We start from the raw sequence: 14,657 nt of genomic DNA, 5'->3' as shown, positions 1-14,657 counted from the left end.
GTGGGGTCGTGGCGCACTACCTGCTTGTTATCGGTGACCGGGAAGCCCTCGGCTGGGTGCTGACCGAGCAGCGCATGGCGTTCCCTGACATGCGGCGCGCCGAGGTGCGTGCGCTCACGCCGGGCGACACGCTTTTCCTCTACACCACGCGGGGCTGCTTCAAGAACCCCACGCGGGACCGGGGCCGGATTATCGCGGCTGGTACCGCCCGCTCGGCGGTGGCGGAGCTGGACGAACCGGTCGAGTTCGGCGGCAAACGCTTCACCGTGGGCTGTGACGTGGAGTTCGCCACCGCCACCACGTGGCCCGAGGGGGTGGAGCTGGGGCCGCTGGTCGGTGAGCTCGCCAGTTTCACCGGGATGGAGGACAGCTGGAGCATTCGGCTGCGCAAGCCATTGGTGGCGGTGACCGAGCGCGACGCTAGCTACCTTCGCGACCAGCTGGAGCGGCACACGCTGCACCCGCTGGCGGAGGTGCTGGACGACTACGCGCGGTGGTGGGTTCCGGCGCAGGCGGAGGGGAGTGATTCGCGGGACGCCACCGCACCGCCCACGGGATAGGCTCGACCCGGGTCCGGGCACATCGACGGGCAGCGCGAGCGGGAGGTTGTGTGGCCGAGCGCAGAGTGATCAACGGGCGCTACGAGCTCCACCCCAGCCCCATCGCCCGGGGCGGGATGGGCGAGGTATGGCGAGGCCGGGACATCCGGCTCGACCGCGAAATCGCCGTCAAGTTCGTCCGCGTCCCCCCTGGTGCAGACAGCCAGGACATGCTCAAGCGCTTCGAGCGAGAATCCCGGATCACCGCGCGCCTGCAGCACCCCGGTGTGCCGTCGATCTTCGACGTGGGCGCTGAAGGTGATCAGCCGTACCTGGTGATGCAGCTCGTGCACGGTCTCACTGTCGGCGACCTCATCGACCAGCACGGGCAGCTGCCCATCGGATGGGCCGCCGCGATCGCCGCCCAAACCTGCTCGGTGCTGTCGGTTGCGCACGAGAAGTCGCTGTTGCATCGGGACATCAAACCCAGCAACCTCATGGTGGAACCGGACGGCACCGTCAAGGTTCTCGACTTCGGGCTGGCCGTCGCGCTGGACATCGCCGACATGTCGGCGATCACCCGCAGCGGCCAGAACATCGGCACGCCCGAATACATGGCGCCCGAGCAGGTGCGCGCGGCGGTCAGCGCTCCCCAATCCGACCTGTACGCGCTGGGCTGCACGCTGTTCCACATGCTCACCGGCGAGAAGCTCTTCACGGGCACGACGTCGTACTCGGTGATGAGCCAACAGGCCGACGCCGAGCCCCGGTCGGTGAGGTCCGTGCGGGGAACCGTGCCGCCGGAGCTGGACGCGCTGCTTGCCGACATGTTGCGCAAGAATCAAGCGGACCGGCCCGCCACCGCCCAGGAAGTCTACGATCGGCTGCTGCCGTTCGTGCGCGATCTGGACCCGCTACCCGGAGCACCCCAGCCGCCGGTGGTGCCCGACCCGGTCCGCATGTACGCCACGGTGCTCAGCCGCGCCTTCACGTCAGCACCCGGGGCCCAGTCACAAGAGCGCTCCGCCACGCCCGAACCCGCCCAGCCCGACGCCACACGAGCGGCGAATCACGCGACACGGGCGGTGTCACAGGCGGACCTGGTGCAGGCACGCAGTGAAGCGAACGGGCTGGCACACAAGGCGCGCTTCTCGCAGGCCGCCGAAGTACTGGCTGGCATGGTGGAAGCCGCGAGCGGCGTCATCGACCCCCACGACGAGGACCTGATCAACGCGAGGTTGGAGTGGGCGAACATCCTCTTCGACGGCGGGGACTACCGGTCTGCGGCACCGATGTACCGCGACCTCGTCGACCCGGTCGCCCAGCGCTACGGCGCCGACTCCGTCCTGGTGTTCGAGTGCCGCCGTCGCTACGCGGAATGCCACGCCAAGCTCGGCGAGTTCGAACTCGCGCTCGATGTGCTGCACCACGTGCTGGAGGATCAGCAGCGCATCTTCGGCGCTCGCAGCTCCCGCACCGTGGACGTGCGCAAGCAGATCGGCACCCTGCAGCTCGCGGCCGGGCATACCGAAGCCGGGCGGGCCACGCTCCAAGGGCTGCTCGACGAGCTCGTCGCTGACCGGGGCGAGTCCCACCCGGTCGTCGCGCAGATCCGGGACCTGCTGTCGGACCGCCCCGGGACAGCCGGGTGAGCTGACGGTGATCCCCTCGGCAGGAGCGACGAACAGGGTCAATCTCCGGGTGAGCCCAAGCAATGCGTTCCAGTAGCCGGCGGCGCTACCGTTGCTACTCCCAGGACAACGACCCGAGGCTAGGAGGTCGTGCACCGTGTCCGCCGACGACATCTTCCTCATCGAGAACGATCGCCTCGTGCCCCTGTCCGCACAGCCGTACCCGGACGAAGACGCACTGCAGGACCTACTCGCCCGGTGTCCCGACCTGCTGGCCGGCGCTAGAATCAACCCCGCCGATCCCAGGCGGTGGCTCCTGGTCACCCGTGAGGCCGGCGTGCCCGCGGTCGAGGGCGGCGGCGCGCATTGGGCAATCGACCACCTGTTCCTGGATCAAGACGCGATCCCCACATTCGTCGAGGTGAAGCGGTCCACGGATACGCGCATCAGGCGGGAGGTTGTCGGCCAGATGCTCGACTACGCGGCCAACGGCCTGCGCTACTGGCCTGCCGAGGAGCTACGCATGCGCCTGGCCAAGCGTCTTGGTTCCGCGGCCGAGGCAGATCACGCCGTCGACGGGCTGACTGGCGTGGATGATGCGGCCGACGAATACTGGGAGCGTGTGGCCAGCAACCTGCGCTCCGGGTGGGTGCGGATGGTGTTCGTCGCTGATCAGCTCCCGCAGGAACTGCGCACCGTGATCGAGTTCCTGAATGAGCAGTTGTCCCTGGCAGAGGTCGTCGGCATCGAGATCCGGCAGTACGAGGGGCACGGGCATCGCGCCCTCGTTCCCCAGGTCGTAGGCATGACAGCGACTGCTCAGCAGGCGAAGGGCCAGCACCCGCGCAAGCCCTTCACCGAGTTGCTCGCGGAGTCCCCTGGCGCGGTTCGCGAGCTTGATCAACGCATCCTCGACTGGGCGCAACAGCAGGGATATCGCGACACCACCACGGGCGCCGCGCGCAAGATCCTGCGAGCCGACAATGTCCCGGTAGTGCTGGTCTACCCCGCCGACGGTGCCGCGGAGCTGGACATCAAGCGGCTACGCGCGCAGGGCAATGACCACGACGCGGACCGGATACATGTGACGCTGCAGGAACTGGCCGGTCGTGAGCTGGCCCCGCACTATCCCCGGATTACCGCGCAGGAAGCGCTCTCCCAGTTCGAACGGTTCGTCACCGACGTTCTCCAACCGTTCGCGGCGTTGGTAAGGCCTGTCCAGAGTGGCGAGTGAATCGCGGCGAACTAGTGGAATCTCTGCGAAGGTAAAGGGCGGGGCGCAGATTGCGGGTAAGGGCGGTGCGGAGTCGGCGGAAATCTTCGGCGACCTCGACTGCCCAGCGCAGGCCGCGGCTCACGCGCTCACCCAGGTCGTCACCGAAGCCACCGGCGAGCTGCTGCTGACGACCTACGAGAGTCGCTGGACGCAGCCCCATGACAACGCTGGTCTGGGACACATCGCCGTTGTGGCACGCGATACTCGCCGATCGCCTCGATGTCCTCGGTGAGCTCGCGCAGGGACCTGGCGAAGTGCCGTGGTCCAACGTGACGACACAGACCGTTGTCGCCGAGCTACGGCGGAAAAGTACGGTCGCCCTACACGACAGCTTGCGTGTGGTCGCCGCCCCAGTCAACTGCGTCAGCGTACCCGGCTGTGCCGCCACCCATCCGTCGACGCGGTACGGTTGTTCGTCACCCCTCGCGGACAGGAACGCAGTCCACTCGCGATGGGATCATCCATCCCACCGCTGATCCCACAGGGCGGCGATGGGTACCGCTGTGATCCGCTCGCCTAGCGGATAGACCCACTTACCGGTATGGAACACGATTCCGCCAACGAAGTGCTCACCGAACTGGTCGCGCATCCAGGCCAAATGGCGCGCATCGGTCGTTGACGGCCCCGCCGATGCCTTGACCTCGATGGCAAGGAGCCGCCCATTGCGAAACTCAACGATCTGGTCAACTTCATGACGCCCGTCCCGCATGCGGAGGTGATGAAGGCGAGCTCCGTCCTCACGCAACTCGAGCAGCGGCCGGATCTGGGCCGCGACGAAAGTGTCCAGCATGCGTCCCATCATGTCCGTGTCCCTGAGAAGCGCGACCACGTCGACGCCGATCAGTGCGGCAGCGAGACCGGGATCAATGAAGTAATACTTGTGCCCTTTCGCGAATCGTGTATTGCGATTCGCGAACCAGGCTGGCACTGAGTCGAGCAACCCCAGCTCAACGAGCAGGTGCTGATAGTGCTTGACCGTCTTGACATTCAGGCCAGCTAACCGAGCCAGATCGGTGTCAGCTATCAATCCGGCCGTGTTCGCCGCCAAGACCTCGACGAAACGGCGCAACCGCCCGGAGTCGGGGTGCTCACCGAGCGCCGCCGTGTCACGGGTGAAGACCTGTTCGAGGTAGCTCGTCAGCCATAACGTACGCGCACGACCCGGCGCGCGGACGACTTCCGGGTATCCGCCTGCAACTGCCAGTTCCAGATAGCCGACCAGATCAGGTGGGTCGGCAGGCGGCAACAGCTCCCCCGCTCGCCCTGTGCTGAGCAGATCGAGCACCTTGCCTGCGGTACCCACACCGTCCGGCTTCAGCTCAGCGGTGGTCATGGGATACATGGACACTTGAATGAGCCGACCGGTGCCCGGCCACATGGTTGTCTTCATGGGCGCTCTCACGCTGCCAGCGAGCAGGAACCGGCCAGGCTCCGCGCCCTCATCGACGGCCCTCTTGACTGCGCCCAATACCTCAGGAACCTCCTGCCATTCGTCCAGCAGGACGCTGCCGCGCATGGTGGCGAGGGCCCGATCCGGTGCGGCCTGAAAGGCTCCCGCTTCCTCGTACCGATCGAGCCTAATTACCGTCTCGACGTGCTGACGAGCCGTCGTCGTCTTGCCCGTCGCCCGGGCTCCGGTGAGCAACACCGCTGGGAACGTGCGGCGAATCTCGGCGAGGTACGGATCTACCAACCGCGTATAGTAGCTCTGCGTACTCACATTACCTCTCCATGTTACTGGCAGTTTCGCACATCGTACACTGGCACTATCGCACAGAGAGTGCTGGCCATATCGCACGCCGAATGGCGGCGGTCCCGCACATACTGGGAGATCTCGAAGAGGACTTCTTCTTTCGAGCCGAAGTGCACGTCCAGCGCGGCAAGCGACAGGCCAGCCGCCGAGGTGCTATGCCCGGTGGTTGTTACGTGGAAGCCGCGCGACGCGAAACAGCGCACACCTGCCGTCAGCAACCGCCGGGCGACTTTCCTAGAATCCGCTATCCCACAGCTGACCCGATTCGTCCACCAGCTCCGGGGCAGCAAGCACTGTGGTGGGCCAACTCCGGTACATCGCACGAACCCACGCCGTGTACTACCCTGCCGCCTGGTTGTTCGTTGATGATGACGAGCCTGGTGGCGATCGCGATCGCACTGCCGCGAACCGCCTGTACGATCAGGCCGGGTTCGTCGAGGTCGACCGGCTGCACTCCTACCAGCTCACGCGGTGACGCTGGCTGCGACACCTCCCACCAGCCACCGACGTCCAGGGGCGAAGTCTACGAAGCACGCTACCGGGCCGCAGCGATCCGACTCCGCAAGTCCGCCCGTGACACCCCGGCCTTGCGGACCCATCGCCAGGCTTCGATTTCCGCGACACTCGGCCCTCCCAGGTCGCACGCGAGCCACCCGCGTGAGACCTGGGAGGGCCAACCTGAACCGCCAGGACGGTGAATCGCACCGAATCGTGCTCACACACTCGCGTCTCGTTCGCGTGAACTTGTCGACCCATGGATAATATGTTGACGACGTTCACAGTACATGCTTAACTAGCACTAGTTCACGACCACCGGCGCTTGTCGCCATCACCCGCAGGAGGTCCCCATGTCCCTGACCGTCGACGTCGAGCGCATCACCGCAGGTCGCCGCGCCGACACCTACCTTGCCGTGCGCAGCGTGCAGGGCGGCCGCACCGTGTACAGCACCCGCGTCCCGCTGCTCGACCTGGACAAGATCCTTCCCGTGCCGGACCCCGACCACACCGACCCGGACAACCGCCGGGTCGACGCCCGCCACGCCAAGTCCTTCGGCGAATACCTCACCGCGCACGAGGCGTGGGTCGCGCCGACCCTGCTGGCTCGCGACAACGGCAGCTGCACCTTCCACCCGGTGGACGGCAGCGACGGCACCGTCGGCTACCTGGACATCCCGTGGTCGACCGGCACGGTCGGTGCGCTGTCCACGATCGACGGCCAGCACCGCATCCTCGGGGTGCGCACGGAGATACAGCGGCTCACCAACGAGATCGACAAGCTCGACCGCGAGCTCGACCGCGCCCGCGCGGAGAACCGCATCCGCACCCTCACCGGGAAGCGCGAGGATCTGAAGGCGGCGCTGGAGCGGATCCAGCAGGAGGCCATCGGCCTCGACATCTACGTCGAGCCCGACCCGGTGGCCGCCCGGCAGATGTTCGTCGACGTCGCCGACAACGCCAAGGGCATCTCCACGGCGCTGCGCGCACGCTTCGACGGCTCGAAGATCGCGAACCGCACGCTCGACCGGGTCGTCGACCACGCCCTGTTGCACAACAACGTCGACCTCGAGCAGGACCGCATGACGCGCAACAACACCAACTTCATCGGCGCCAAGCACGTCGCCGACCTCACCCGAGCCGTGGCGGTGGGGGTCAGCGGGCGCATCAGCAAGAAGCGCGAGGCCACGCTGTCCGACGAGGCCGTGGTGGAGTCGGTGCACAACTTCCTGGACTGCATCAGCACGGCGTTCACCGACCTGGCCGCCATTGCCGACGGTACACTCCGACCGGACGAGCTGCGTGGCCGCTCACTGCTGGCCTCGGTCGGGATGTTGCGCGTACTCGCCGGCACGTACCACGAGCTGAACGCCAAGGACATCGCCGACGACGACATCGCGTCCTTCTTCGCCACGCTCGACCCCCACATGACCACACCGGTGGCCGACGACGGGATCTGGCGCCGCACCGAAGCCAGCCGGAACTTCGAACCCGAGGCTTCGGCCCCGGTGATGCGTACCCAGAACCTGCAACACCTGGTGTCCGTGGTCACCAGCTGGTACCCGGCAGCCCCGCGATGAGCGCCGCGACAGCCCTCCGCACACGCCACGCGCCCCGCCGAAAGGCCACCGCCATGACCGAGCCCGCGCCGGACCGTGAGTCGCCCGACACGCTGGGCGCACTCGCCGCGGCGGCCGCGGGCGGTGATTCAGGTGCCACGGCCGAGCTGCTCGCGCGTGTGGAGCCGAAGATCGTGCGCTACTGCCGAGCACGGATCGGCGCGGCACACGGCCGTGATGCGTCCGCCGACGACGTCGCCCAGGAGGCGCTACTCGGGGTGCTCAGCTCCCTGCCGAGGTACCGCGCGAGCGGCGCGAACTTCCTCGCCTTTGCCTACGGCATCGCCGCGAACAAGGTCGCCGACTTCCACCGCAGGCACGCCTCGAACCCGACCCAGCCCGTCGCCGAACTGCCCGAGAGCGCCCACACCCCGGACACCGGCCCGGAGCACCAGGCTGTGCGTGCCGAGCTGCGCGAAGAGGTGGGGAGGCTGCTGCGCACGCTGACCGACTACCAGCGCGAGATCCTCGTCCTCCGCGTGGCCGTCGGCCTGTCCGCCGCGGAGACCGCGCGGGCGCTGTCGACCTCACCGAGCGCGGTACGCATCGCCCAACACCGGGCGCTGAACCGGCTGCGTGCCGAGATCGCCCGCGCATCCGGTGCCGGTAACCCACCGCTGGCCGCGCCCGACTAACCCGCGACACCGGGAGAAGCACATGAGCGAGTACAACATCGACCCCGCCGTCGACCCCGAAGAGCCCGAGCCGCCTCTTCCGACGGCGTTCACGCGCCCCTCCGCGCCAGGAGCCGTAGCCGGCGGGGCTCTACTGTGGGTGTGCCTCGGGGTGTTGTCACTAGTCCGAACGGCTAGCTGTGAGCTTCGCCGGCAACGATCCGGTTTCGGCGATTTTTCACCATTCTGGCAGCTACCTAATGTGGAGGATTCCGCCGAGTTCCACGACGGAACACGCTACCCACGAGTATGGACCGCGCGGTCATGCCTGTACCGAAAGGTCTCTGCCCATGTCCGACAGCGCCGTCGCAGGAGTGCAGCCATTCGCGCTCGGAGGCAAGCCCGAGCAGGCGGACGGTACCGATGTGCTGGCAGGTCTCGCCGCCGATGCCGCAGGCGGTCATCCGCAGGCCATCAACGATCTGCTGGCCCGCATCCAGCCGAAGGTCGTACGCTACTGTCGCGCCCGCGTCGGGCGGACGCACTGTGCGTACGCCTCGGCGGACGACGTCGCGCAGGAGGCACTGCTCGGGCTGGTGCATTCGCTGCCGCGATACCAGGCGTCCGGTTCGAGCATCCTCGCCTTCGCCTACGGGATCGCGTCGCGGAAGGTCGCCGACTTCTACCGCAAGCGCGCCGCCGACCGTGACCGGCTGGTTGCCGAGTTCCCCGACACGCCGAGCACCGACAGCGGCCCGGACAGCGCGGTACTCACCGCCGAGACCAGCGTGGAGATCGCCCAGCTGCTGGCGGTGCTGACCCCGCAACAACACGAGATCCTGTCGCTGCGGATCGTGGTGGGCCTGTCGGTCGAGGAGACCGCGCAGGCGGTGTCGAGCACGCCGGGAGCGGTTCGGGTGGCGCAGCACCGCGCGCTGAAGCGGCTCCGCGACTACCTCGACAGCGCCAACGACTCCTGGCAGGACATGCGCGGGCTGCGTGGCTCACGCTCACGCGACGCCAGCCACGGCCGTGGGAGGGCGGTCAGTCCCCGGGAGCCAGACTCCCTTCCGCCAAACCATCCGCGTAGTGCCTGACCAGCTCCGTTCCCGTGTCCGCGAGCCGCCGCAGGGCGTGCTCGAACTCGCGTAGCTGCCGGAAACGCTCACCCAGCACTCGCTGCTCGGCCAGCCCGACTACCGGTATCTCGACACGTCGCGCGTCCAGCCGGTGCACGCCGGAGGCGGTCACGCTGCCCACCCGCGCAGCCCTGCTGGAGCGCAGCTGCCCCGCCAGGAATTCCGCGTCCAGCCGCTCCGGGTCGACCCGCAGCAGTTGCAGGTTCGGCCCAAGCAGCAGGCCGCTCTCGGTGATCACCTCGGCGACTGGCCGACCGTCGCCTGCGACCAGCGCCGGTACCACCACATCACCGGGCCGCAGCTCGATCAGGTCGGTGGATTCTCCGGCCAGCCGCATCGTCGGCCCGGTGCCACCGGCGACATTCCGACCAGTGAGCACCCGCCTGCCTGAGGCATCCGGGTCGTCGGTGGTCTCCAGCCGGGCGGTCTGCTGCCGGTACAGCAGCGCCCCGGCGCGCACCAGCTCGCCGATCGTGGTTGCCGGTCGGGTCCAGGCGGCGCCGCTGCTGCGCGCGCCCGGCAGCGCACCGGCCAGCCGTTCCAGCTCGGTGACGAGCTGGTTCCGCTGACGTTCCAAGTCATCAGCGTTCACTGTGGTGGCCGGTGCCGGTATGTGCCGCGCCGGGGTGAGATCCACATCCTCGTCGAGCAGCTCGATCGGATCCACAGTGGCCTGCACGCCGGGGATCTCATGCACTGTCCCGGTGTCGGCGAACGAGTGCCAGGGCTGCAGCACCGCCTCGTGAATGGCTGGCCAGTTGACCATGCCCCGCCGAGCGGGCTTCTCGTCACCGGCATCGATCAGCAGTACAGGATCGCCCGCCTCGCCGTCAGGTGCCCGGAGCACCCACAGGTGCACCGGGATGCCGGTGTGTGGCAGCGAACCGGCGGGCAGCGCGATCACCGCCCGAACGACACCACGCCGCACCAGCGCCTGGCGGATGACCTTGCCCGATCGGCGGGAGGCCACACTCGCCGGGGCAAGCATCACCACGGTGCCCCCAGGGACGGTGTGTGCCAGGCAGTGCTGCAGCCAGGCCAGCTCGGGCTCGCTTTTGACCGGGAACCCGTAGCCCCACCGGGGATCCATCCCGAGCTCCTCGTATCCCCAGTCGCGGTAGCCGAACGGCGGATCGCACAGCACCGCGTCCGCCTGGAACTCACCGAAGGCGTCGGCGCGCAGCGAGTCCGCGACCTCGATGCGGATCCGTGCACCGGGCTGAGCCTTCGCCGCGACCCTGGCACTGGCGAGCGTGGCCAGTTCCCGGGCGACCTCCTGGCCCGCCAATTCGCTTGCTCCCTGCGCGGCGGCCTCGCGCAGGATCGTGCCGGCCCCACAGGCCGGGTCGAACACCGAGCGCGCCTGCCCGGCCAGCTGCACCATCAGACTGGCCAGCTCGCCGGCGGTGGTGAGCTCCCCTCGGGACCGTTCGACATGCTGCTCGAACAGCTCCTCGGCCAGGTCCTCGCGCTTCCCGGCGGGCACCTCGTCCAGCGCAGTGCGGAGCTGCGTGCGCAGCGAGCCAGCCGCCGCGGGATCCCGCAGGTAGGTGAGCGCCCGGGCAAGCTCGTCGACCAGCTCCACCTCGCCGCGCCCAGCCTCCAGGGCGCGCCACACCGTCTCCGCCCGCGTGAGCGGGCGCAACCTGCCGTGCTCGCGCAGCCACTCCTCGACTTCCGAGAGGCGGAAACGCGGGTTCGGTTCGCTGCTGTCCACCGGCTGCGGGAAATCCGGGTACCGGCGACGCCAGTTGCTCACCGCTGCGCGGCCGACATCCGCCAGGCGGGCCACCTCGGCCGCGCTGACCAGCGAGTCCTCCGGCATCGCCACCTCCGCCGTCGTTACTGTGAACGTACCACGCGCAGCGGCTCATGTTGATTTTGTTCACGGACCGAACCGTTTCGTGCCGGTCGTACCCCGTCGCTGCGCCAGCCGGGTGAGTAACCGCCGTAACACTTTCGGTGAGCACCGGCGTTCCACCACGCTCATGCGTATGGCCGCCCGAGTTGCGCCCGATGGGGAGGTGGGGCTCGACCCCGCCGAGCAGTATGTGATCGAGCAGCTGCGGATGCAGCTGCCGCCCGATGCCACCGTCATACCGAACCTGCGTATCACCACCAGAAAGGGCGACCGGGAAGCGGACGCCGTCATGGTGTGGCCGGGGGTCGGTGTCGCGGTGATCGAGGTGAAAGCCGGCCCGGTGGTCTACGCCAACGGCCACTGGTGGTCCAGCAGTGCCCGGAAAGCTCGCAGGCTCCGCCCGTTCGACCAGGCCCGGGAGTGCAAGTACGCACTGCGCGACATCCTGCGCAGACACCCTCGCTGGTGTAACGGCGATCCCCGCATGGCGCACCATGTCGTGATGCCACACACCAGCGTGTCTCGCGATTTCGTGGCGCCGCACTGTCCACGTGAGATTCTGAGTGACCGGGACGACGTTCCCGTGCTCGCCTCCAGAATCGCCACCCAGCTCGGTGCGCTCGTGGACGCACCGCCGCCACCCGACACCGCGCAAGCCACATCGCTGGCGACCGCGTTCACCGGCCCGCAGCACGTGCAGGCGGATCTCGCGTCGCAGCTCGCCGCCGAACTCGCCCACCGCGAGCATCGGTGCGAGCTGCTGACGGCGCAGCAAGCCAAGGTGCTGGACATGCTGCGCGAGCAGTCCCGCGTGCAGATCCTCGGAGGCGCGGGAACCGGTAAGACCTGGCTCGCGGTCGAGCAGGCCCGGCGGCTCGCCGCGCGCGGCCAACGGGTCGCGCTGCTCTGCTACTCACGCGGCTTGTCAACCTGGCTGAAGCGGCGAGTGCAGGCGCTGCCGCCGGGCCAACGACCGGTGTTCACCGGGACGTTCCATGCTCTCGGCTACCGCTGGGGAGCGTGGTCGCACCACGGCATGCCCGAGCCCCATCAGTGGGAGAGCGAGGTGCCGACGCTCATGCTCCACCGCGCACGAGAGCTATCCGAATCCGAACGGTTCCACGCCGCAGTCATCGACGAGATCCAGGACTTCGCACCGTCCTGGTGGGACCCGATCTGTGCAGCGCTCAGCGACCGCGAGCGGGCGTGCCTTGTGGCCTTCGCCGATGAGGGTCAGGCGGTGTTCTCCCGTGGCGCCATCCCAGACGCCGGTTTCACGCGCATCGTCCTCGACGAGAACGTCCGCAATACCGAACCCATCACGCGTGCGTTCGAGCCGTACGGCGAGCGTCCGCTCACGCCGCTCGGTGGGCCCGGTGCCGACGTGCAGTGGATCGACACCACTCCTGATCGCGCCATCGAAACGGCCGATGATCAGGTACGCCAACTGCTCGAGAACGGCTGGCAACCAGGTCACATCATGCTGCTGACCACCGGCCATCGCCATCCCGAACACAGCAGGGTCCTCAACGAACACTCCATCGAGCAGTACTGGAACGCGTTCTGGGAAGGAAAGGTCGTTTTCCACGGAACGGTCTCGGGTTCGAAGGGGCTGGAACGGCCAGCCGTGGTGCTTGCCTTGAACGGGCCCGCGCACGGTGACCGCGCTCGCGCACTGCGGTACGTGGGAATGAGCCGCGCGCGCGACCTGCTGATCGCCTGCGGACCGCGATAGCCCCAGCTCGCCCGCGCAGCGTGCGTTTCGCGAGCCCGCTCAGGTTCCACACGCTCTCCGAGCGCAGGGGTAACGCCGCCGACGAGGTGTTCACCCAGTTAACGCTGCGCCTGGTGACGGCTACGGCGGTACAGTCCAGCTATGTGTCCCGACGCTCTCCACCGCCGTCCAGCAGCGGCTGGATCTCGGCAACGAAGTCCGGGTGCGGCTCGTCAAAGACCACCCACTCGCCGTCCTGGGAGACCCGACCACCGGTGATCCACGGCCAATCGCCACGCGACGAGACACGCGCCGAAACGATCATCGACGCGAAGCCGAGCACCGGCGGGACAACGAACAGCGCCGTCACAAACGGCGCAACAGACTCACTCGGCTCCGGAAGATGCTCACCGACGAGCACAGCGAACAACACCGGCCCCACGAACAGGACCAGACCACCGAAGAACATCCATCGCGCCGTGAGCCGGATCCTCCGTCGACGTCGCTCGCACTCGGTACACACCGGCCAGCCAGCTGCCTCGATACGCTTCGTACCGACTACCGCGAGGAAGCCATAGATCGCGATCGCGAAGACGCCCAACATGCGGACCACGCCGTACTTCGGACGGAACTCCTTGGGAGGCTTCCGTTGCAGGAACACCGTGTCCACCCGCTGGCTCGGAGGGATGCCGTGGCGAACACAGACACCCAGATCACCACTGGACCCCTCTACAACGGCTGGCCGCACTCGCATCTGCCCCACAGCGACCTACCCCTTTTTCGTGCCGTACCGAGAGCCTAACCATCCTCGCTCACCGCGCCGTCAGACGCGGTACCAGGGCGCGCGCCGCCCAGGAACGGCTGGACCTCCGCAACGAAGTTCGGGTGCGGCTCGTCGAAGACCACCCACTTCTCGTCTTCAGACACCCTCCCACCAGCAACCGACGTCCACTTAGACCGAGCATAAACATGGCCGGAAACGATCATCGACGCGAAACCGACGATGGGCAGTCCCACAATGAGGATTCCGAGCAGGACACTGATGAGATCCGACCGAGGCCCTGTGGGTTCCGGTAAGAACGGTCCTACGGTGAACGCGAACAGCAACGGTCCCGCGAACAGGGCGAGACCGCCAAAGAACAGCCACCGAGCAGCTCTGCCGAATCGGTACCCACGCTCCTCGCATTCGGGGCAGATCGGCCACGCATCGACATGCACGCGCTTCATCGTCACGACGTGAGCCGTGGTGTACAGCGCGATCGCGATCATCCCCAGAGCCTTGACCGCCCCCATACGAGGCCGGTACTTCCGCGGAGGCTTGGCGGGAATGAACGCCGTCTCCACCCCCTGGCTTGGAGAATTACCATGCCGAACACAGACGCCGACATCGCCGCTGAACTGCGTCACGACCGCTGGCCGAACTCTCAACTGCCCCACAAGCTACCCCTTGACGAGCCGTACCGAGAGCCTAACCATCCTCGCTCACCGCGCCGTCAGACGCGGTACCAGGGCGCGCGCCGCCCAGGAACGGCTGGACCTCCGCAACGAAGTTCGGGTGCGGCTCGTCGAAGACCACCCACTTCTCGTCTTCAGACACCCTCCCACCAGCAACCGACGTCCACTTAGACCGAGCATAAACATGGCCGGAAACGATCATCGACGCGAAACCGACGATGGGCAGTCCCACAATGAGGATTCCGAGCAGGACACTGATGAGATCCGACCGAGGCCCTGTGGGTTCCGGTAAGAACGGTCCTACGGTGAACGCGAACAGCAACGGTCCCGCGAACAGGGCGAGACCGCCAAAGAACAGCCACCGAGCAGCTCTGCCGAATCGGTACCCACGCTCCTCGCATTCGGGGCAGATCGGCCACGCATCGACATGCACGCGCTTCATCGTCACGACGTGAGCCGTGGTGTACAGCGCGATCGCGATCATCCCCAGAGCCTTGACCGCCCCCATACGAGGCCGGTACTTCCGCGGAGGCTTGGCGGGAATGAACGCCGTCTCCACCC

12 protein-coding genes and 1 pseudogene are annotated in these 14,657 nt (G+C 67.5%); 7 read left to right on the top strand and 6 right to left on the bottom strand.

Features of this window, described 5'->3' with window-relative positions; translation table 11 throughout:
* The first annotated feature begins 8 nt into the window (after positions 1 to 8).
* From F8178_RS07375 to F8178_RS07365, 3 genes are all read left to right on the top strand, one after another.
* Positions 9 to 560, top strand: coding sequence for a hypothetical protein (locus F8178_RS07375; protein ID WP_317493931.1), 552 nt, complete (start codon positions 9 to 11; stop codon positions 558 to 560).
* Positions 561 to 610: 50 nt separating this feature from the next.
* A complete protein-coding gene (locus F8178_RS07370) occupies positions 611 to 2,191 on the top strand; it encodes a serine/threonine-protein kinase (RefSeq protein WP_317493930.1) in 1,581 nt (526 codons plus the stop codon).
* Positions 2,192 to 2,327: 136 nt separating this feature from the next.
* Positions 2,328 to 3,404, top strand: coding sequence for a hypothetical protein (locus F8178_RS07365; RefSeq protein ID WP_317493929.1), 1,077 nt, complete (start codon positions 2,328 to 2,330; stop codon positions 3,402 to 3,404).
* A gap of 499 nt (positions 3,405 to 3,903) precedes the next feature.
* On the opposite strand, the gene F8178_RS07360 is transcribed toward F8178_RS07365, so the two are convergent.
* Both F8178_RS07360 and F8178_RS07355 read right to left on the bottom strand, forming a co-directional pair.
* Positions 3,904 to 5,166: a DUF4143 domain-containing protein gene (locus F8178_RS07360; RefSeq protein WP_317493928.1), complete on the bottom strand. Its 1,263-nt coding sequence runs from the start codon at positions 5,164 to 5,166 to the stop codon at positions 3,904 to 3,906.
* 14 nt (positions 5,167 to 5,180) lie between these two features.
* Positions 5,181 to 5,522: a TetR/AcrR family transcriptional regulator gene (locus F8178_RS07355; protein ID WP_317493927.1), complete on the bottom strand. Its 342-nt coding sequence runs from the start codon at positions 5,520 to 5,522 to the stop codon at positions 5,181 to 5,183.
* Between the two features lie 525 nt (positions 5,523 to 6,047).
* On the opposite strand from F8178_RS07355, the gene F8178_RS07350 reads away from it, so the two are divergent.
* From F8178_RS07350 to shbA (F8178_RS20400), 3 genes and pseudogenes are all read left to right on the top strand, one after another.
* Positions 6,048 to 7,274 (top strand): DNA sulfur modification protein DndB, encoded by a 1,227-nt coding sequence (locus F8178_RS07350; protein ID WP_317493926.1) that lies wholly within the window; start codon positions 6,048 to 6,050, stop codon positions 7,272 to 7,274.
* A 53-nt stretch (positions 7,275 to 7,327) separates the two neighbouring features.
* Positions 7,328 to 7,948 (top strand): RNA polymerase sigma factor ShbA, encoded by a 621-nt coding sequence (shbA, locus tag F8178_RS07345; RefSeq protein WP_317493925.1) that lies wholly within the window; start codon positions 7,328 to 7,330, stop codon positions 7,946 to 7,948.
* A 404-nt stretch (positions 7,949 to 8,352) separates the two neighbouring features.
* Positions 8,353 to 8,886, top strand: a pseudogene (shbA, locus tag F8178_RS20400) (RNA polymerase sigma factor ShbA); the annotation flags it as partial.
* 85 nt (positions 8,887 to 8,971) lie between these two features.
* Here the strand turns inward: shbA (F8178_RS20400) and F8178_RS07335 are convergent.
* Positions 8,972 to 10,891: an N-6 DNA methylase gene (locus F8178_RS07335; protein ID WP_317493923.1), complete on the bottom strand. Its 1,920-nt coding sequence runs from the start codon at positions 10,889 to 10,891 to the stop codon at positions 8,972 to 8,974.
* Between the two features lie 169 nt (positions 10,892 to 11,060).
* On the opposite strand from F8178_RS07335, the gene F8178_RS07330 reads away from it, so the two are divergent.
* Positions 11,061 to 12,662 carry an NERD domain-containing protein gene (locus tag F8178_RS07330; RefSeq protein ID WP_317493922.1) on the top strand — a complete coding sequence of 534 codons (1,602 nt, stop codon included), beginning with the start codon at positions 11,061 to 11,063 and terminating at the stop codon, positions 12,660 to 12,662.
* A 139-nt stretch (positions 12,663 to 12,801) separates the two neighbouring features.
* Here the strand turns inward: F8178_RS07330 and F8178_RS07325 are convergent, their stop codons facing one another.
* The 3 genes from F8178_RS07325 to F8178_RS07315 form a co-directional block, all read right to left on the bottom strand.
* Complete coding sequence (locus F8178_RS07325) at positions 12,802 to 13,302, bottom strand: hypothetical protein (RefSeq protein ID WP_317493921.1); 501 nt, start codon at positions 13,300 to 13,302, stop codon at positions 12,802 to 12,804.
* Between the two features lie 137 nt (positions 13,303 to 13,439).
* Positions 13,440 to 13,934 carry a hypothetical protein gene (locus tag F8178_RS07320; protein ID WP_317493920.1) on the bottom strand — a complete coding sequence of 165 codons (495 nt, stop codon included), beginning with the start codon at positions 13,932 to 13,934 and terminating at the stop codon, positions 13,440 to 13,442.
* 175 nt (positions 13,935 to 14,109) lie between these two features.
* On the bottom strand, positions 14,110 to 14,657 hold a 548-nt coding region (locus F8178_RS07315), incomplete at its 5' end, for a hypothetical protein (RefSeq protein ID WP_317493919.1).

This window comes from Haloechinothrix sp. LS1_15 (genome assembly GCF_033042135.1).
Lineage (GTDB): Bacteria > Actinomycetota > Actinomycetes > Mycobacteriales > Pseudonocardiaceae > Haloechinothrix.
This window is presented reverse-complemented; position numbering and strand designations above follow the sequence as displayed.